Origin of the sequence: Metabacillus kandeliae, from assembly GCF_021166585.1 — a bacterium.
In the GTDB taxonomy this organism is placed as follows: domain Bacteria; phylum Bacillota; class Bacilli; order Bacillales; family Bacillaceae; genus Metabacillus_B; species Metabacillus_B kandeliae.
The window spans coordinates 18,397-36,441 of the sequence record NZ_JAJOZE010000011.1 but is presented as its reverse complement, the minus strand read 5'-3'; the positions used below and the strand labels follow the sequence as shown (position 1 = coordinate 36,441).

Below are 18,045 nucleotides of genomic sequence, written 5' to 3'. Positions count from 1 at the left end.
CAGATTTCCTTAAAATCCTTCAACTATCCTGTTTTGCAAAGCTCAATTAAACGTTTGTTTTATTTTTCCCTAATTATTTAATTTGAAAGCATTTGATGAAAAAGGAGTATTTCACTTACTTAAAGAATTAGTAGGAAAAGAAAGCAGGTGACAGTGAAGTGAATGTTCAGGAATATAAAAGCTATGATGGTCTTGGGCTTGCTGCCCTCATTGAAAGCCGTGAAGTTTCTGCAGAAGAGATTCTTGCGGCAGCTATTGAAAGTATTGAGCAGCACAATCCAGGCTTAAACGCCGTTATTAATAAAATGTATGCCCAGGCAGAAGAGACTTTAAAAGAGCCGCTTCCGGAAGGGCCGTTTAAAGGAGTTCCTATTCTCTTAAAAGATATTATTCAGGAGATTGAAGGAGAGAAAATTTCCTCAGGATCTAAAGTTTTTCATAACTACCGGGCAAAACGGGATTCCAACTATGTAAAAAGCATTCGGAATACAGGCGCTGTCATCACAGGCCAGACGAATGTGCCGGAATTTGCCCTGCTCGGCATTACGGAATCTGTTTATCACGGACCTGCGAGAAATCCCTGGAACAGCGGCCATACACCAGGCGGTTCAAGCGGCGGCTCCGCTTCAGCTGTTGCGAGCGGGATGGTGCCGATCGCAGGGGCAAGCGACGGCGGCGGATCGATCCGAATTCCAGGCTCCTATACAGGACTTTTCGGCTTAAAGCCAACAAGGGGAAGAACACCGGCCGGCCCTTCTCTCGGCAGGCACTGGCAAGGTGCTTCCATCGATCATATTCTGTCCAGATCAGTCCGGGACAGCGCCGCTATGCTTGACGCCATTCATACTCATGAAAAAGGAGCCGCATTTCACGCTCCTCCCTACCATGGCTCTTATTTAAATGAATGCAAGCTGAAACAGGAAGCTTATACGTTTGCCTACAGCACACGATCGCCAATGGGCACAGAGGTTGATTCAGAAGCAGTAAAAGCTGTTTTAAAAACCGTGGCATGGCTTGAAGAGCAGGGGCACACTGTTATTGAAAAAGCCGCCCCGCCAGATGGAAATATCATTGCCAAAAGCTATTTAACGATGTGCTTCGGGGAGGTCGCTGCTTCGCTATCCTCACTTGAAAGCGTATTGGGCAGAAAAGCGAAGCGAAGTGACGTGGAGCCTGTCACCTGGATGATGGGGATGCTTGGAAGAGCCCTGACTGCGGAAGAACTCATTCTCTCGCTAAGAGAATGGGATAAAGCTTCATATGAAATGGAAACCTTCCACGAAAGCTATGATTTTTACCTAACTCCAGCTACTGCCTGCCCTGCACCTAAGATTGGAGAACTCAATCCCGGAAAAGCTGAAGCCATGCTTATTAAACTTTCAGGACAGCTTCGTGCCGGCAAAGTGCTGAAAAAAATCGGCATCGTTGACCAGATTGCTGAAAACAACCTGAAGCGGACACCTTTTACCCAGCTTGCCAACTTAACAGGCCAGCCGGCAATGACACTTCCGCTCCATCTGACAGAGGACGGGCTCCCTCTCGGCGTTCAAGTCATGGCAGCCAGGGGCAGAGAGGATTTATTGTTCAGGCTTGCCGGACAGATTGAGCAATCAGAGCTTTGGATTAAAGCTGAGACCAATCCCTTATATTAAGGAAAAAAAGAGTAAGGGAAGAGCGTCTGCTCCTCCCTTTTATTTATGGATTCTATGAACTGCTGCCGCACGAGCTCCCTCCGCAGGAACTGCCTGAGCTGCATGAACTTCCGCTGCAGGAATGATGTGAACTGCTGCAGCCTGACGAATCACCTGAGTGATGATGGGTATGATTATGGTGGTTTATGGCAGAATTCGGGTCGAAGTACGAGCCTCCATCATCCTTATTTTCAGGCATATAGTGAAAAATCGAAAAGACGAGCAGATTGTTAATTAAATAATCATCGGAATTGCTGCTGATTCTGCTTTGGACAGGCTGATCAGAGCTCTTGTGCAAATTAATTTTTCTGGCTTCTTTTATATCATCTTTCATCTTGGAAGCAGTTAATCTTGCCGTCTCGGAGTCTTCTGCTACATTCGGATGAAATAAATCCCTCAGCAGTTCTGCTTCGCTTTTTTCTTCGATCGCTCTTATTTGCTCACTGCTTAGCTTGTTTGATAAAAACTTCCCGTAAATATTCTCTGAATTGATATGTGCTTCAAAGAGCTGCATGTAGACAAATTCAAACAGTCCGCGCTCAAACCCTTTTTGCTCTTCAGGCTTTTCCCCTGTTTCCGGCTCATGATGGAGAAAGCGGCCAAAGAACTCCTCGCAGAACCTGCTGTAGCTTTTAGTGAACAGCATCATTTCATGCCAAATCTTATCGGTTTTCTCATTATACATCGGTACATTTTTCAGTAAGGCAGACAAGATAAAGAACCTTTTCAGTTCAAGCTCATACCAGTCATATTCCGCAGGATGGATTTCGCCTTTTTCAATAAGGCGCGCTTTCACCTGCTGAAAGTATTCTTGGTTCCACGCAGCATCTAACCTGTCAACGATATGCTCCAGGTTCATGCCATCCTTGATTCCAAGACGAGAAGGCAGATTTCCAGCTGCTAAGGAATTCTTCCCAGGCTGTTTTTTCTTTTTAGAGACCCCTGCAAATATGATGAAAATGACCGCGATCAGAACAACAATCAAAAATTCCATAACCTGCCCCCTATGCAATAAAAATTGGTTATGTATCCATTATAATGGGAATCCGTGCAAATTGCCTGAATTCCGGAAGTTTGTTGAGATGGGCTATCACAACGCTCAATTCAACTTCCATTTAGATCAGACAAGAATAGCTGAAATATATTCAGAAACATCTCCAAGCAGAAACGGCGGAGAGCTGAAGGTCATTGATCCACCGCAAGGCTTCCCGGTACCTGAGCTTGGCGAGCTGCCGAACGAGCATGCTCCTGGATTAAGCGATATGAACAAGTAGAAAACAGGGTATCTGGGAAAGTTGGATACCCTGCTTTTTTATTCTGAAGCCTTAATTTACCGAATGACATGGACAGCTCCCGAATACATTATCAGTAAGCAAAGTGAAAGGGGCTGCTCCATGATCATCCAATTGTGCATCGCAGCTGTCACCATTGGCTTTCTTCTCCTCACCGTTTACTTAATCCAGACACTCCGCAAAGGAATGGTAACGCTGAATGAAACGAAGAAAACCCTTGCTGAAGTACGCCATGCCGTAGGCGGGATTTCAATCGAAGCAGAACAGTTTATCCAGACAGCCAACCAAGTAACAGAAGACGTCAAAGATAAAATGAAAACCGTTGATCCCCTTCTGGAATCTGTTCAGGATGTAGGTGAAGTGCTGCATAATGTCACCAGCTCTGTAAGAACCAAAAGGATTCCCTCTGAAACAAAGATCATTGACCGCCGCACGATTGAACAAAAGCAAAACAAGCCAGTGCGGATTACTTGGAAGCAGTGAGATTTAGATCAGATCGATTACGTTCAAAAAGCGCATGGGCATCCAGGCGCTTTTTTCTATAGCTGAAATTTTCCCCTTATTAACTTAGCGGCGGCCTCTGCACTGATGTTTGTGTTGTTTATTTTGATATAGTTTGGATAATTCATTTCCCCTTCAAGTGAATTCAGCCTGAATTCCTTCATCGATTTTATCAAATCGCCTTCAGACCATTCCAGATTTCTTTTAGATGGTTTATGCTGGAGTCTATTTGGACTTTTATTCCGCTCAAGTCTTTCATCTAAATCTGCTTCAAGCTCCACGAGGTAAACAGTCCCTCCTCTGGACTCAAACAATTGAAAGACTTGATTCATATAATCCCAGTCATCCTGACTGTTAAATGCCCAAACATAAGTGAAAATGATTCCATCCAACCGGCTCTTTGATACTTCTTCAAAAATCTCCCGGCGAAACAAATTGACTAATCTCTGACCTTCTTTCGTGCCGTAATCGAAGAAGTGACTGACTAAATCAATCGTCATATGATTATGAAAAAGTTTTAAATCTGTTATTCTGTCTAATTCTTGCCCGACTGTCATTTTACCAACTGCTTGCGGTCCAAATATCAAAACAAATTTCATATTCTCTCTCTTTTCATGTTTTTGCCATTTTATCATCGATTCAGGGGTAAATTAGCCTCTTTTAAGCTAAATCTGTTCAAAATCGACCGTTTTAGAGCTGTTTTACCTCAATGAAGCACTTTTTAGCAGCAAAAATCCTCTTCCAGGGGGCGTTTATATGCGGGTTTCGAAGTTTTATTTACAGGTTTTCGTTTTTTATATGCGGCTTTTGAAATTTTATTTGCAGGTTTTGAAAATTTACATGCGGAAATAGGCTGGGATATGCGGGTTAGAGCATTTCCATGCAGTTCAGCTTTTTTATATGCGGGTTCCAGCTCTCCCATATGCGGGTTCCAGCTCTCCCATATGCGGGTTCCAGCTCTCCCATATGCGGGTTCCCTCCCCCTCTTTACACGGCAGCATCTAATCACCGCCCTGCCTGCTCCCGGCATAAATCCCGCCCCCTCCTAATATGATTAAAATAAGCTGTCCAAATTTCTGCAGAGGGGAATGCGATATGCCAATTAAGCCGCCTATTCTTCAAAAAGGGGATACGATCGGAATTGTCACGCTCGGAAGCCCGCTTGCTGACCGGACGATTAATCAAGGAATCGCTGCTTTGAGAAATTTGGGCTATCAGGTTGTGCTCGGAGATCATGTGTATGCTAAAAATGGTTATTTGGCCGGAACGGATGAGGACCGTGCTTCTGATTTAATGAAAATGTTTTTGCGGGATGAGGTGAAGCTGATTCTTCCGACAAGAGGCGGTGTCGGAGTCCTTGGTATTCTCCCTTTCCTTGATTTTACGGTGATTAATCAAAATCCGAAAATACTATCTGGCTACAGCGACATTACGATTCTTTTAAATGTTCTTTATCAGTTTGCAGATTTAATCAGCTTTCAAAGTCTTCTGCTTCTTGATTTTGCGCCGGGTACACCGGATTATAACTATGATCAGTTTTTCCAGGCCGTTTCTGCCCTTACCTCTCCAAGACAGATTGTCAATCCGCCGGGGATCCCTCAAGTGAGCAGAGTGCCCGGCAATGTGACGGGCGACATTGTGGGCGGAAATCTTGCTTCCTTTGTGGATAGCCTCGGCACTGCCTTTGAAATTGATACGGCTGGAAAAATTCTTGTACTGGAAGAAACCCATGAGTCTGTCAACAAGGTTTACCGGTTAATGAACCATTTAAAGGCTGCTGGGAAATTTGATGACTGTGCCGGAATTGTACTTGGGGAATGCACCGGATGCCGGTCAGCTTACGGAAAATCGTATGAGGATTTGATCAATGAGTTTGTCGTTCCATTAGGCAAGCCGCTCATGACAAATGTGACAACTGCTCATGGGTTTTACAAAGCTGCCATTCCAATCGGGGCTCTGGCTAATTTAAATACAATAGCCAATACTTTTACGGTTACAGAAACAGAAATAAGCCCTGCATAATGAAAAAAAGCTCCCAATCGGGAGCTTTTTTCAATGCGAAACGCTTCTATGCTTTACTTTTCCAAACACATAATATCCTAAGTAAAAAATGGCGATGCCGACAAAAATCAGCGCACTGATCTGGATGGTGCCGGCTGCTTTGTTCTGCAGGGCAAGCAAACTTCCGAGGGTAGGTCCGATCATAACGCCCACTCCCTGCAGAGCAGAGAAAATTCCCCAGCTTGCCTCCTTCAATGATTCCGGAATAAAACCGGCGATAAAAGCGTTCCATGCAGGGAGGACCACAGCAAAGAACAGCCCGAGAAGGATGATATACAAAAGGGTTGCGCCAAAGCTTTTGCTTGTGGCAAGGAGATAAAGAGCAGTGCCGCTCACGCCGAATCCAAGAACGACCATCGCAATTTTGTTGGCATTATCTGCCACCTTCCCCATCGGGACAAGAAACCCGACAGCAATTCCCCCGCCGAGCAAAAGAAGCAGCGAATATTCCGTGTGGGAAAGCCCCATCTGCTTAATGATAAAAGAAGGAAGAATTGGAATCAGCATTCCCATAGAGATTCCCTGTAATAACGTTCCCGGAATAACAGGCCTGCTTTTCTTAAGAAGTTCAATCGTCGCATGCCATTGCAATTTCAAGCTTGTTTGGTGAGGATCAATTTCATCCCTTATAACAATGTTGAAAATAATCCATCCAACAACCATGAGAGACGGCAGAAGCCAAAGAATCGGAAACTTATTAAATTCCAGCAGATAGTTCATGAGAATGGTTCCGGCGCCAAGTCCGCCAAGCCAACCAAGATACACAAGGCTCATGTTCTGACCGCGCTTGTCTCCGCTTGCTTTTGTCAGCATCACAAGCCAAAGCGGGCAGATGCCGATGCCAAGAAGCAGCGAGCCTAAAAGCACGGTAAAGTTATTCATCCAGATACAGACAAGAACCAATCCTATCGTTGAAATCAGAAAGCTGTATTGAATGACGCGCTTTGTTCCAATCCGTTTGATCACATAGCCAATGACAAGGTTTGTAATCGCATCGCTGATAAAATGTATAGAAACGGCAAGCCCTACAACTGCAATAGAAATGCCATAGTTGCGGACTGACAAGTCAGGCACATAGCTGATGATAAAAGCGCCTCTGACAAATTCAACGATTAAAAGCGGAATGATCAGAAGCAGGAACTCTCTTTTTGCAGCAGTACTATCCAGCATATTCACAAATCTTCCTTAATGTATTCATCTCTTTTCCTCCCAAAGCAGCTTTCTTTGTTACCATCTCTATGTATCTTTATCTATCTTGCAAATCAATTCAGTATTCATCAGCCCGTTTCTATTATACGGATTAACCCATGGTCCTGACAAAGGTTATTTGGATGAATGCAATAAAAAATGGAAATTATAAGGGAAAGCGTATTCGTTGACGAATCTTATTATCAGGATCACAATAAAATTAAAATCGTTATTCAGAGGAGGATTCAATCAATGATTACGTTAACAGATGCCGCAAAAGGAAAGCTCAGTGAAGCACCTGAGGGCACCGTTTTCTGGCTGCCATTTGATCCATCCAGCTGCGATATTTCCAATACTGTTTCTACTATAAAAGGAATAAAAGAACGGCAGGCTGAAAGCTATGAAGAAAAGTACGAAGCAGATGGGTTTACCTTTATCACAGGGGAGAATTTCAGCCACTTTTTTGACGATGAACTGATCATTGATTACTCCAATAACAGCTTTGTTTTTAAAAACAAGAATCAAATCTTCAATAACAGGGTCTCCCTCAGTTTAGAAAACTAAACGGGTCTCCCTTTTTGAATCTTGCATACTATAGGGGGGTATGGTATATTAAATGCAAGGAGGGGATTCTCTTGGAAAACGAATTGGACGAAAACCTCGAACATTGCCTGACCAGTGACAGAAAAAGCCACCATTCTGAAATAGTAAAGAAAAATTTGATCACCAGGCTGAACCGGATTGAAGGCCAGATCAGAGGCATCAAAGGCTTAATTGAAAAGGATACGTACTGCGACGATGTTATTACACAAATATCAGCTACCCAATCTGCCTTAAACAGTGTGGGAAAGCTGCTTTTGGAAGGCCATATTAAAACATGTGTTGTTGAACGGATCGGTGAAGGCGATCCGGAAATTTTGGACGAACTCATCTTAACGATCGGCAAATTGATGAAAAAATAAGAAGGAGCGATACATGATGCATACAACATTAAATGTAAGCGGCATGAGCTGCGGACACTGCGTGAAAGCAGTTGAAGGAAGCGTTGGAGAGCTTTCCGGTGTAGAATCTGTAAAGGTAAATCTTGAATCAGGGACGGTTGATGTGCAGTTTAAGCCAGATCAGGTTTCACTGGAACAGATTAAAGAAACAATTGATGACCAGGGGTATGATGTAGAATAGTGAGCCGCGTGCTGAAATAACAGCACGCTTCTTTCGGAAATCAATATACCCCCTATAGGTATGAGAGGTGATAGACAATGGCAGAACAGCTAAAGGAAACCACGATGCCGATAACCGGCATGACCTGTGCCGCCTGTGCGGCAAGGATTGAAAAAGGGCTGAAGAAAATGGATGGCGTAAAAGCGGCCAATGTTAACCTGGCCCTTGAGCGATCCTCCGTTACGTATGACCCTGAACAGGTTTCAGCCGGCGATCTTGAAACAAAAATTAAAGACCTCGGCTATGATGTGCCTGCTGAAAAAGCAGAGTTCGCCATCACCGGCATGACTTGTGCCGCCTGTGCCGCAAGGATTGAAAAAGGACTGAACAAGCTGGAAGGCGTTCATAAGGCAGCTGTTAACCTTGCCATTGAAAACGCGTCTGTTGAATACAGCCCTTCAATCACAGGACCTGACGACATTATCAAAAGGGTAGAAAAGCTCGGGTACGGGGCCATTCGGAAGGAAGATAAAAACGAAGGATCAGATTACCGTGAAAAAGAGCTAAGGAAACAGCTGTGGAAGTTCATTTTATCTGCTGTTCTTTCTTTGCCGTTGCTTTGGGCAATGGCCGGCCATTTTCAGTTTTTATCCTTCCTCTATCTTCCGGATGTGCTAATGAACCCATGGCTGCAGTTCACGCTTGCCACGCCTGTACAGTTTCTGATCGGCTGGCAGTTTTACAGAGGCGCCTATAAAGCGCTTCGGAACAAAAGTGCCAATATGGATGTGCTCGTTGTGCTCGGAACCTCTGCCGCTTATTTTTACAGCCTGTATCAGGCGATAAAAACACTCAGCAATCCCGGCTATATGCCTGAGCTTTACTTTGAAACGAGCGCCATTTTGATTACCCTGATTCTTCTCGGAAAGCTGTTTGAAGCAAGAGCAAAGGGCCGGTCCTCTGAGGCAATCAAGAAGCTTATGGGACTGCAGGCAAAAACGGCTGTTGTGATCAGGAACGGAAAGGAAACAGAAGTGCCGCTTGAAGAGGTACTTCCAGGTGACATCCTCACTGTAAAACCCGGTGAGAAAATCCCTGTGGACGGCGTGATTCTTGAAGGGCGTTCCTCCGTTGATGAAGCCATGCTTACCGGGGAAAGCATCCCTGTTGATAAGGAGCCTGGTGATCTCGTTACAGGAGCTGCCATTAATAAAAATGGATTTTTGAAAATCAGAGCAGAGAAAGTCGGAAAGGATACTGTCCTTTCTCAAATTATCCGCGTTGTGGAAGAAGCTCAAGGCTCCAAAGCACCGATCCAGCGGCTCGCTGACAATATCTCCGGCATTTTTGTCCCGATAGTCGTCGGCATCGCTGCTGTCACGTTTCTGATTTGGTTTATTTGGGCCGATCCGGGGAATTTTACCGCAGCACTTGAAAAGCTGATTGCCGTTCTAGTCATCGCCTGCCCCTGCGCCCTCGGTCTTGCGACACCGACCTCCATCATGGCCGGCTCCGGCCGTGCGGCAGAGCTTGGCGTACTCTTTAAGGGCGGCGAGCATTTGGAGCAGGCTCACCTGATTGATACCGTCGTTTTGGATAAAACCGGAACTGTCACAAACGGGAAGCCTGAGCTGACAGATCTTTTTCCTGCCGGCACCATGCCTGAAGAAAAATGGCTGTCACTGATTGCTTCCAGCGAAAGTCAGTCAGAGCATCCGATTGCAGATGCAATTGTGAGCGGCATAAAAGCAAAAGGCATCAAGCTCTTGGAAACAGAAGAATTCGAAGCGATGCCAGGCTATGGCATTAAAGCTTCTATTGAAGGCACTGTTATTCTTATTGGAACGAGAAAATTGATGGAACGCTATGAAATCAGCTTTTCTGAAGCAGCAGAACAACTGACTAAACTAGAAGCTGCAGGCAAGACCGCCATGCTCGTCAGCATGAATGGCGAATACAGCGGACTCATTGCTGTTGCTGATACGATTAAAGTCACTTCTAAAGCAGCAGTACAGCGGCTGAAGGATCTTGGACTCTCCGTAATCATGATGACAGGAGACAATGAAAAAACAGCCCGGGCCATTGCCCGTGAAGCTGGCATCGACCATGTCATTGCCGAAGTGCTGCCGGATGAAAAGGCAGCAGAAATTGCCAGGCTGCAGAATAACGGCAAAAAGGCTGCCATGGTTGGTGACGGAATCAACGATGCGCCGGCCCTCGCAACAGCGCATACAGGCATGGCCATTGGCACCGGAACCGACGTCGCCATGGAAGCAGCTGATATTACGCTTATGCGCGGCGACTTGAACAGTGTGGCAGATGCGCTTGAAATGAGCCGAAAAACCATTCGGAATATTAAGCAGAATCTATTCTGGGCTCTTGGGTACAATGTGCTCGGCATCCCTGTTGCAGCTCTTGGGTTTCTCGCCCCGTGGCTTGCAGGTGCTGCCATGGCGTTCAGTTCTGTTTCGGTCGTGCTGAATGCTTTAAGGCTACAAAAAGTAAAATTGTGAAGATGCATAAAAAGACTGACCGGATGAACATAACCCGGCCAGTCTTTTTTCAAAGAAAAAAGGAAACAGCTCCGTAAAGAACAACAGTAATCCCTGCTGCAATCAAAGCGGGCTTCAGCTTATATCTGGCATACTTCATGACAGACAAATTGAGAATTCTCGCAATCGTATTCGTGTCATCGCTAAGAGGCGAAGCAAAGGCACCGAACGTCCCGCTCGCAAAAACGGTGCCGATGACAAGCGGCATAAGAATACCCGAAGCATGAGCAACAGAAACACCGAGCGGCATAAGAATTCCCCACGTGCCCCAGGCAGATCCGATAAAATACGAGACGGCCGCGCCGAACAAAAACAGAATTGGGACAAGAAGGCTCGGCGGAATCCACTGTGTATACCCTGTCACAAAAGCTGAAAACCCAAGCTCTTCACTGGCTGACGACAGCCCCCAGACAAAGGAAAGCAGCACAATAACCGACATGAGCTCATTCCCGCCTGCTATAAAGCTGTTCAGCATCTCCCCTGTTTTCAGTTTTTGGAACCGGTAAAACAAAAACGTGATAATCAGTGAAACAAGCAATGCTGTCAGCATGGCATTCATGACATCCGCTTTGACAAACGCGGCAAAAAACCCTTTTGTTTTCTGATGCCCGTCCCACCAGGTAATCAGAAAGGTCAGGCCGATGACAAGCAGGAGCGGCAAAAATAAATTCCATGGCTTCTCAGGGAGATCCTTCCCTACAGAAGGATCGCAAGTGTGCCAATCCTCCTCTTCCCCGCCTATTTCCTCCGGATCGCTATTTTCCGTTGATTTGGAACGATGGAAAAAACTTAGGTAAATGCCGACTAGAATTAACACGAGCGAGAAAAAATTAAACGGAATGCTCTGCAAAAACAGCTGATATGGATCTGTTTTAATCTTTTCTGTTACAAGCGCCATATCAATAAGAGATGTCATGTATCCGACAAAAGCAGTCGCAATTGGAATCAGCACAATGATTGGCGTCGCCGTTGTTTCAATGACAAATCCAAGCTCCTGTGTGGACATGTTCACCTTTTTCAGCAGAGACCGCATAATCGGTGCGATCGTCACAAACCGAAAGCTCGGAGCGGCAAAAGTCCCGATGGTGGAAACATACGTCAAAAAAAGAGCCTGCTTTTTTGTCTGAATTCTAGAGGAAGCTGCTTCAACAAACCCGCGGACTCCGCCTGCAATTTTGATCATACTGATCAATCCGGTAAATCCGTAAAGAAAGAGAAAGATTTTAATATTGCCTGGATCAATGATTCCTTTTACAAGCAAATCAATCATTTTGTACAACCCGCCGAGCGGCGCTGGAGCAATCAGAAAAGATCCTGCCAAAAGACCGGCAAACAGGCCCGGCAGCACCTGCTTTGTTTTCATCGCAATAGGGATGGCAACTAAAAAAGGGATAATGGAGACCCAGTTATTATGCATATCGCATCTTCCAATCTCAAGCTGATCGTCAGCTTTGCTCCATCCGCGGCGGCTCTTCAAGCCATCCGTTTTTGATCATCAAACTGACCCCTTCGCGCGTATAGGCCACAATGTCTTTCCCAAACAAACCAAATTGGATATCCAGATCATTGCGAAGGCTGAAACCGAAGCCAAAGCTTTGGCTTCCAAGACTGAAGTTGCTCAGGAGATAGACACAGAACATCATCAGCTTGTCCGAAAACGGCGCTTCTGTTGAGCCGGTGACGATCCCGCTTGAAGTATCCTGGACCGGGAACCCTTCTTTTTCCAGCATTTTTCTTGTTCCTGCTGCAATTTCCTGTGCTAAGTTTTTACCTTTAAGAAAGTATTTTTTCAGCTCTTCATTCTTCGTTGTCTGAGCAAAACCAGCCACAAGCTGCATGCCGGTTTGGTTAGTTTCAATGCTGTGATACAAATAGCTGTATTCAATGGCTGTTAATGGCCGCTTTTTTCCAAACAGATTTGTTCCTTTGCGATAGCTTTTATCATCAATGGAATCTTCTGATTGAGGCATGGAAATCACAGCCGGCATGAGCAAATATTCTTTTTTCACAAGGTAATGGGTGAACTGCTGATAATAGTACTGTGTCAGCTGGGTCAGCTCCATATACAGCTTGATAATATCCGTGCGGTACGAAACCGCCAAATGCAAGGAGTAGAGCCCCATGCTGATTTCCTTCAGTATTCTTGCAAACAGAATATCAAATCCATTTGCAAATAGCTTCGGTGCTTCCAAATTTATATCAGACATGGTAAAACCAACTGGAATATCTGCTCCTTCATTTTGAAGAAGTTTTTTCAGCTCTTCTACCTTTGGATCAAGCTTATCTCTTAGCCCAATCATCAATGCCTTAGCTTCCTGCTCCTCTGACTTTGCAATAAAAACATCCAAAAACCGCAGGATAGTTGTCTTTTTTTGATAGGTCATCCATAGGGCGCCAAGTTCTGCTGCATTCATTCTCTGTTTGCCATTCATCCTGATATCCTCCAACACGTTCACTTTGGAAGTATTATTTTCCTGCTGGTGGAAATTATTCATCAAACGCGAAAGGAAGCACCTAGGCGATGCTTCCTTTCCTTTATAACCCCTTTGATTTTTGCCTTCCTTGTAAAAATAAATTTCTTACCCTGCTGTCTCTCAGCCATAATCCTCCCCACATGAGAATGGCCAAGTAAACCGGAAACAGAATATGACTGAAAAGCGGCGCATCCAGCCGGACCTGTACAGCCATTACCCCTCCGAAATAACCTGTCAGCAGCAGAGCGCCAAAAAAGGAAGTCCGCGGCAAAAGATAAAGGATGACAGAAATGAGACCCAGTAAACCAATAACGGCAAGGTGATGCTCCTTAAACCCGAGACTTGCCGTACCCTTCACAACCTCGGCAGGTTTAACAAACTTCATTATGCTATCAAAAAGCATAAAGAGAATAACCAGCCAGCTGAAAACATATGAAACCCATAAGCGTCCTTTTGATTCTGCCACCGCCTGCATACCCCCTTTGTTTTTTTAAAGCCTATTCAACAAGTGCAGGCTGTATGACACAAAAAGACCAGGGAGTTTCCCCTGGTCAGCTGTTATTCCTTATGCACCTATCTATTTCCTTACCAGCGATGGGCTTTGGCATTGCTGCGCAGGATGATGTTCGTCTGTGACATCTCCGTATGCCCATTCACCTGTGACTTGGAACGCTTCGGCCTTGTCCAGTTATGATGAAATTTCTCTGACTGCATATCTAACTGATCACGGTAACTCATTGCCTCATCACCTCAAGGGTAGGATTTAGAAAGCTGATATTCTAAAGGAATATCAAGTATATTGTTTGTTAAAGGGGCGGAAGTTATTAGCGGAAAATGAAGCAAAAGGCTGCGTCGCTAATTCTGGTTGATTTTCACTGAATTTAAAGGGAATTTTAACAAAAAAGAGCAAAAATGTTCAAAAAGGAACCCATTTTAAGCCTGCTTCCAAGTTTTAGGCTTGCTCAGCACTTAAAAAAGGCGGTTTATATGCGGGTTAGCGGATTTTATTTGCAAGTATGAAGAATTTATTTGCAGGTTTTGGAAAAATATATGCGGGTTTTGGAATTTTATATGCGGGTTTTGGAATTTTATATGCGGGTTGTGGCGTTCCCATGCAGGTTGAGGCGGTTACGTGCAGGCTTCAGCATTTATATGCGGCTTTTTAATCACGGCCTTCTGCATCGCATCTGCCACATCCTGCTCATTTCTTAGAAGCCTGCTTGCCACTTTGTATAGAACCTGTTCATACTGCTTGACCAGCGTGACAAATGCCTCTCCATCCCCTTTTTTTGCCTTATTTACTAAAACACTAACCGGCTTCAACCCTTCCCCTCCTTTTACCATTTCTACCTCTGTTAGATAAGAAACCCATCCAAAAGGTTGTATCCCGGCATAAATAAATCCCACTGCTCAAGCAATGGGATCTGCAGTATTACTCTCGGTACTTATCATGCTCAGGCTCAAACAGCTTTTCATCCGAATGTCTAACGATGGAAAAGTGATCTACGTTATAGTGGCCGTGAAGAACCTGATTGTGATGGGCAATCACCTGCTCAGCTGACAAAACGGCTGTATCTGCCGTAGAGTGGCCGTCCCCTGCAAGTGTTACGTCAAAGCCTTCAACTGTCGCTGTTCTAACCGCTGTATCAATGCAATGCTCTGTTTTGCATCCCATGATGACGAGATGGCTGATTTCCTTTTCCTTTAAATATGGAAGAAGGCCTGTCTTGTAAAAAGAGTTGGTTGCTTGTTTATCAAAAATTGCCGCATCGTCTGGAACCTCGATGTCTCTATGGACTTGAAAGCCCGCTCCTTCTCCGCCTGCTACGTCCAGATCCCTGACAAACACAATGTATGCCCCGTTTGCTTTTGCTTCTTTTATCACTTTGTTAATGGCTGCGATCAGGACTTCTTTCTGAAAGACTTCCTGTTCCTCGTGATTTCCCTCTATTAAATCCTGCTGTGCATCGATAACGAGCAGTGCTTGTTTCAACCCAATCCCCTCGCTTTCCACCTGTTATTTCAAAATTATACCATCCCTATAAAAAGAAGAGTTCACTTTAATTGCTCAAAATGAACTCTTCATCCTTCAAAGTGGCTTTATTAAGAATTCAAAGCTGAGATCTTCTTCAGCCTGCAGCAGATACTCCTCCTGCACAGGCGCCCCCCAGCTGTCGTCCCCGCCAACACCCATTTGCCTGCCCCCTACTGTAACAACGGTGTAATGCACGTTTGGCAATTCAAACTGATGCCTGGCATGTTCCAGTTCAAATGCTGTATAAGGCAGAATGGAGCATTCCAGCGGCTTTTCGGTAGAAGATAGCAAGATTCCTTCCTGGTTTCCGTTTTGGATAGCGACCCTTCTGACGCCGGTCCGGTTGCCTGTTTCCTGCGGCATTAAATAACCTGACAGATTGTCCGCAGCTTTATTTTGAAAAGTTCCAAGTCTCGCTCCCTTGTTCCGGTCAGCATAATTTTCTTCAGGTCCCATTGCATACCATTCCAAGTGCTCATAATCAGCCGGAATTTTAAATGAAACCGCAAAAATCGGAAGCTGTGGAAGATTGGCTGCTCCATGGTAATCAGCTTTCACAAGAATACGGCCGTCAGGGTAAACCGTGTACTTGATCGCTGCTTTTACCTCTCTGCTCACAGAAAAGCTGTAGCTGAACAGCACACTAGTATGATCCTGTTCTTCTTTTACCTCTATATTGGTGCATTTTCTGGCAAGGCTTGCTGCATACCACATGCCGGAATGATAATCCTGTCCGAAGCCCCTGTCATTGTCCGTTGATGCTCTCCAGAACAACGGGGCAGGAGGCAGTGAAATCATTTCTTTACCGGCATAATTCAGTGATACAAGACTGCCTGCCTGCTTTGAAAAGATTACGGAGAAATCAGGGCCGTGCACCCCTATGTTCACATCTCCCTGAACAGTGCGAAGCTGTCCGCTGACTGCCTCTGGTTCCGCGTTCCCTTCTTTCCGGAATACGTACTGCCCAAATGCTGTTTCATGTCCTGCTTCAGCCCAAAGCGTGCTCTCTTTCAGCTTCAGCACTGTGTGAACACAATACTCTCCAGGTTTTTTCGCAAGAGCCTCAAAATTTGGGAGCGCCACTCTCTTTTCACTCTGCGGCTCAACCACAGCCGAGCTTTTTTGACGATAAATTTCTTTTCCTTCAAAATACAGAATGCTTTCCAGATCATATTCTTCTGTGCTGGTGAAAAGATTCTCATTTTTAATGACCACTTCTTCTTTCCCCGGAAGGAGCTTCACGTTTTGATACAGATACTTGACCTCCTGCAGCTTCGGTGACAAGCCTCTATCCGCATACACAAGCCCATTTGTGCAAAAGCCATAATCTGTCGGCCTGTCATCAAAATCTCCGCCATAGGCTAAGTACTCTTTTCCGAATCGGTCCTTTTTCATCAATGCTTGATCAATGTAGTCCCAAATGAAGCCGCCCTGATACAGCTCATACTTCTGTTCGAGATCGGTATACTTATGCATGCCGCCTAGAGAGTTGCCCATCGCGTGCATGTATTCACAGCTGATATACGGTTTGTCAGGGTTTTCAGACAAGTACTTCTCAATATCGGCCGGTTTTGCATACATCCGGCTTTCCATATCGCTCGTTTCGTTAAAAGCACGGTTATGAAAGACGCCCTCATAATGAACGAGCCTTGACGGATCAGCCTGTTTAAAATATTTTGAAACGTTCAGAATCACTTCTCCTGCATAGGATTCATTCCCGCAGGACCAAATTAAAATGGATGGATGATTTTTATCGCGCTCAAGCATGGAGACAGCCCTGTCCATGACAATCTCCTGCCATTCCGGCTTGCTGCCCGGAATGTTCCAGGATGGCTCAACCTCGCCCATCTTCTGCCACGAGCCATGCGTTTCCAGGTTCATTTCATCAATCACATAGAGGCCGTATTCATCACACAGTTCATACCAATAGGTTTGGTTTGGATAGTGAGAGGTCCGAACGGCATTGATGTTATGCTGCTTCATTGTTTTGATATCAAACAGCATATCTTCCTTTGTGACAGTCCGCCCGCTTCGGCAATTAAATTCATGGCGGTTGACGCCTTTGAAAACGATCCGCTTGCCATTAAGCAGCATAACGCGGTTCTTCATCTCGAACCTTCTGAACCCGATGTTTTCAGGAATGGCCTCGGTTAGCTTCCCATCTTCGTCATATACTTGCAGAAGCAATCTGTACAAATAAGGATCCTCTGCACTCCAAAGCTTCGGCTGCTGAATCTCAAGCGAAAGAGCCTCTGTGCCCTCAACTGTTTTTTCAGCCTGTAATTGGCCATCTGCATCATAAAGCAGGGCCGTTACTCTTCCAGGAGATTTAGCTCCCTCCAGCGTTTTCATCGAAAGCTTTAGCTTTCCTTCTGTAAACGCATCATCAAGCTCGGTTTCTGCTTTCAGGTCATAAATATGTACTTCCGGTACAGTAAAGAGATAAACATCACGAAAGATGCCGGAAAACCTCCAAAAATCCTGATCCTCAAGCCAGCTCCCTGTACTGCGCTGGTAAACTTCGACTGCCAGCCTGTTTTCTCCCTCTTTTAGAAAAGGAGACAGATCAAATTCTGAAGGTGTAAAGGAATCTTCGCTGTAGCCGGCAAATTCGCCGTTTACCCAAAGGTAAAGGGCAGACTCTACTCCTCCAAAGGAGATATAAACAGGCTTGTTTTTCATATTTTCCGGAACAGAAAACGCTTTCACGTAGCTTCCAACTGGGTTGTGGTCCATTGGAATCTCTGGAGGCCGAATATCATTATGCCCGTCCCAAGGATACATCGTATTAACGTATTGCGGCTTTCCATACCCTTGAAGCTGGATATGGGAAGGAACTTTAATACTCTCCCATCCGCTCACATCAAATTCAACTTGGTGAAAGTTTTCCGGACGAACCTGAGGATTTTCCGAATAATGAAATTTCCAATGTCCATTCAGGCTGTGCCGCAGCGGCATTTCTTTTTTCTCTGCAGCTTCTTCCATCGTTTCATAGTAACGGTGGTCTGAATGTGCAGGAAGCCGGTTTACCGCAAATTTTGTCAAATCAGTTAGCCAGTTAATGCTTGGAATATTCGTCATATCTAAAAC

The 18,045-nt window shown here is 45.1% G+C and carries 18 protein-coding genes and 1 pseudogene; 8 read left to right on the top strand and 11 right to left on the bottom strand.

The window, feature by feature from the left end; genetic code table 11:
- Positions 1-158: 158 nt before the first annotated feature.
- The gene (locus LRR81_RS17415; protein ID WP_231790673.1) at positions 159-1,652 is read left to right on the top strand and encodes an amidase family protein; all 1,494 of its coding nucleotides are present in this window, start codon (positions 159-161) and stop codon (positions 1,650-1,652) included.
- Between the two features lie 52 nt (positions 1,653-1,704).
- Here the strand turns inward: LRR81_RS17415 and LRR81_RS17410 are convergent, their stop codons facing one another.
- A complete protein-coding gene (locus LRR81_RS17410; protein WP_231790672.1) occupies positions 1,705-2,685 on the bottom strand; it encodes a glycine-rich domain-containing protein in 981 nt (326 codons plus the stop codon).
- 58 nt (positions 2,686-2,743) lie between these two features.
- Between LRR81_RS17410 and LRR81_RS17405 the strand changes: the two are divergent.
- Positions 2,744-2,965, top strand: a pseudogene (locus tag LRR81_RS17405) (manganese catalase family protein); the annotation flags it as partial.
- A 120-nt stretch (positions 2,966-3,085) separates the two neighbouring features.
- Positions 3,086-3,466, top strand: coding sequence for a DUF948 domain-containing protein (locus tag LRR81_RS17400; RefSeq protein ID WP_231790671.1), 381 nt, complete (start codon positions 3,086-3,088; stop codon positions 3,464-3,466).
- Between the two features lie 56 nt (positions 3,467-3,522).
- Here LRR81_RS17400 and LRR81_RS17395 read toward each other — a convergent pair whose 3' ends face one another.
- On the bottom strand, positions 3,523-4,083 hold the full coding sequence (locus tag LRR81_RS17395) for a DEAD/DEAH box helicase family protein (protein WP_231790670.1): 561 nt from the start codon (positions 4,081-4,083) through the stop codon (positions 3,523-3,525).
- 122 nt (positions 4,084-4,205) lie between these two features.
- Positions 4,206-4,514 carry a hypothetical protein gene (locus LRR81_RS17390; RefSeq protein ID WP_231790669.1) on the bottom strand — a complete coding sequence of 103 codons (309 nt, stop codon included), beginning with the start codon at positions 4,512-4,514 and terminating at the stop codon, positions 4,206-4,208.
- A 65-nt stretch (positions 4,515-4,579) separates the two neighbouring features.
- On the opposite strand from LRR81_RS17390, the gene LRR81_RS17385 reads away from it, so the two are divergent.
- Positions 4,580-5,506: a S66 peptidase family protein gene (locus LRR81_RS17385; protein ID WP_231790668.1), complete on the top strand. Its 927-nt coding sequence runs from the start codon at positions 4,580-4,582 to the stop codon at positions 5,504-5,506.
- Positions 5,507-5,536: 30 nt separating this feature from the next.
- Here the strand turns inward: LRR81_RS17385 and LRR81_RS17380 are convergent, their stop codons facing one another.
- Positions 5,537-6,715: an MFS transporter gene (locus tag LRR81_RS17380; RefSeq protein ID WP_231790667.1), complete on the bottom strand. Its 1,179-nt coding sequence runs from the start codon at positions 6,713-6,715 to the stop codon at positions 5,537-5,539.
- 270 nt (positions 6,716-6,985) lie between these two features.
- Here LRR81_RS17380 and LRR81_RS17375 point away from each other — a divergent pair, with 270 nt between their 5' ends.
- The 4 genes from LRR81_RS17375 to LRR81_RS17360 all read left to right on the top strand — a co-directional run bounded on the left by LRR81_RS17375 (position 6,986) and on the right by LRR81_RS17360 (position 10,407).
- Entirely contained in the window at positions 6,986-7,297 is a 312-nt protein-coding gene (locus LRR81_RS17375; protein WP_231790666.1) for an iron-sulfur cluster biosynthesis family protein, read from the top strand.
- A 71-nt stretch (positions 7,298-7,368) separates the two neighbouring features.
- A complete protein-coding gene (locus tag LRR81_RS17370; protein WP_231790665.1) occupies positions 7,369-7,695 on the top strand; it encodes a metal-sensitive transcriptional regulator in 327 nt (108 codons plus the stop codon).
- Between the two features lie 13 nt (positions 7,696-7,708).
- The gene (gene copZ / locus LRR81_RS17365; protein WP_231790664.1) at positions 7,709-7,915 is read left to right on the top strand and encodes a copper chaperone CopZ; all 207 of its coding nucleotides are present in this window, start codon (positions 7,709-7,711) and stop codon (positions 7,913-7,915) included.
- A 77-nt stretch (positions 7,916-7,992) separates the two neighbouring features.
- Complete coding sequence (locus tag LRR81_RS17360; protein ID WP_231790663.1) at positions 7,993-10,407, top strand: heavy metal translocating P-type ATPase; 2,415 nt, start codon at positions 7,993-7,995, stop codon at positions 10,405-10,407.
- 49 nt (positions 10,408-10,456) lie between these two features.
- Here the strand turns inward: LRR81_RS17360 and LRR81_RS17355 are convergent, their stop codons facing one another.
- The 7 genes from LRR81_RS17355 to LRR81_RS17325 all read right to left on the bottom strand — a co-directional run bounded on the left by LRR81_RS17355 (position 10,457) and on the right by LRR81_RS17325 (position 18,036).
- A complete protein-coding gene (locus tag LRR81_RS17355; protein WP_231790662.1) occupies positions 10,457-11,863 on the bottom strand; it encodes a Na+/H+ antiporter NhaC family protein in 1,407 nt (468 codons plus the stop codon).
- Between the two features lie 28 nt (positions 11,864-11,891).
- Positions 11,892-12,878 (bottom strand): DUF3231 family protein, encoded by a 987-nt coding sequence (locus LRR81_RS17350; protein ID WP_231790661.1) that lies wholly within the window; start codon positions 12,876-12,878, stop codon positions 11,892-11,894.
- Between the two features lie 103 nt (positions 12,879-12,981).
- Positions 12,982-13,386 carry a DoxX family protein gene (locus tag LRR81_RS17345; protein ID WP_408631620.1) on the bottom strand — a complete coding sequence of 135 codons (405 nt, stop codon included), beginning with the start codon at positions 13,384-13,386 and terminating at the stop codon, positions 12,982-12,984.
- A 119-nt stretch (positions 13,387-13,505) separates the two neighbouring features.
- A complete protein-coding gene (locus LRR81_RS17340; RefSeq protein WP_231790659.1) occupies positions 13,506-13,658 on the bottom strand; it encodes a YpzG family protein in 153 nt (50 codons plus the stop codon).
- A gap of 390 nt (positions 13,659-14,048) precedes the next feature.
- Complete coding sequence (locus LRR81_RS17335) at positions 14,049-14,243, bottom strand: RNA polymerase sigma factor (RefSeq protein ID WP_231790658.1); 195 nt, start codon at positions 14,241-14,243, stop codon at positions 14,049-14,051.
- A 109-nt stretch (positions 14,244-14,352) separates the two neighbouring features.
- Positions 14,353-14,913, bottom strand: a complete 561-nt coding sequence (locus tag LRR81_RS17330; protein ID WP_231790657.1) for a cysteine hydrolase family protein — start codon at positions 14,911-14,913, stop codon at positions 14,353-14,355.
- A 96-nt stretch (positions 14,914-15,009) separates the two neighbouring features.
- The gene (locus LRR81_RS17325; RefSeq protein ID WP_231790656.1) at positions 15,010-18,036 is read right to left on the bottom strand and encodes a glycoside hydrolase family 2 TIM barrel-domain containing protein; all 3,027 of its coding nucleotides are present in this window, start codon (positions 18,034-18,036) and stop codon (positions 15,010-15,012) included.
- Between the last annotated feature and the right edge of the window lie 9 nt (positions 18,037-18,045).

Excerpts from the sequence above, each read along its gene's own strand:
- LRR81_RS17325 (WP_231790656.1), bottom strand. The coding sequence starts at position 18,036 with ATGACGAATATTCCAAGCATTAACTGGCTAACTGATTTGACAAAATTT.
- LRR81_RS17395 (WP_231790670.1), bottom strand. The coding sequence starts at position 4,083 with ATGAAATTTGTTTTGATATTTGGACCGCAAGCAGTTGGTAAAATGACA.
- LRR81_RS17410 (WP_231790672.1), bottom strand. The coding sequence starts at position 2,685 with ATGGAATTTTTGATTGTTGTTCTGATCGCGGTCATTTTCATCATATTT.
- LRR81_RS17400 (WP_231790671.1), top strand. The coding sequence starts at position 3,086 with ATGATCATCCAATTGTGCATCGCAGCTGTCACCATTGGCTTTCTTCTC.
- LRR81_RS17380 (WP_231790667.1), bottom strand. The coding sequence starts at position 6,715 with ATGCTGGATAGTACTGCTGCAAAAAGAGAGTTCCTGCTTCTGATCATT.
- LRR81_RS17350 (WP_231790661.1), bottom strand. The coding sequence starts at position 12,878 with ATGAATGGCAAACAGAGAATGAATGCAGCAGAACTTGGCGCCCTATGG.
- LRR81_RS17360 (WP_231790663.1), top strand. The coding sequence starts at position 7,993 with ATGGCAGAACAGCTAAAGGAAACCACGATGCCGATAACCGGCATGACC.
- LRR81_RS17340 (WP_231790659.1), bottom strand. The coding sequence starts at position 13,658 with ATGAGTTACCGTGATCAGTTAGATATGCAGTCAGAGAAATTTCATCAT.
- LRR81_RS17390 (WP_231790669.1), bottom strand. The coding sequence starts at position 4,514 with ATGCCGGGAGCAGGCAGGGCGGTGATTAGATGCTGCCGTGTAAAGAGG.
- LRR81_RS17385 (WP_231790668.1), top strand. The coding sequence starts at position 4,580 with ATGCCAATTAAGCCGCCTATTCTTCAAAAAGGGGATACGATCGGAATT.
- LRR81_RS17375 (WP_231790666.1), top strand. The coding sequence starts at position 6,986 with ATGATTACGTTAACAGATGCCGCAAAAGGAAAGCTCAGTGAAGCACCT.
- copZ (WP_231790664.1), top strand. The coding sequence starts at position 7,709 with ATGATGCATACAACATTAAATGTAAGCGGCATGAGCTGCGGACACTGC.
- LRR81_RS17355 (WP_231790662.1), bottom strand. The coding sequence starts at position 11,863 with ATGCATAATAACTGGGTCTCCATTATCCCTTTTTTAGTTGCCATCCCT.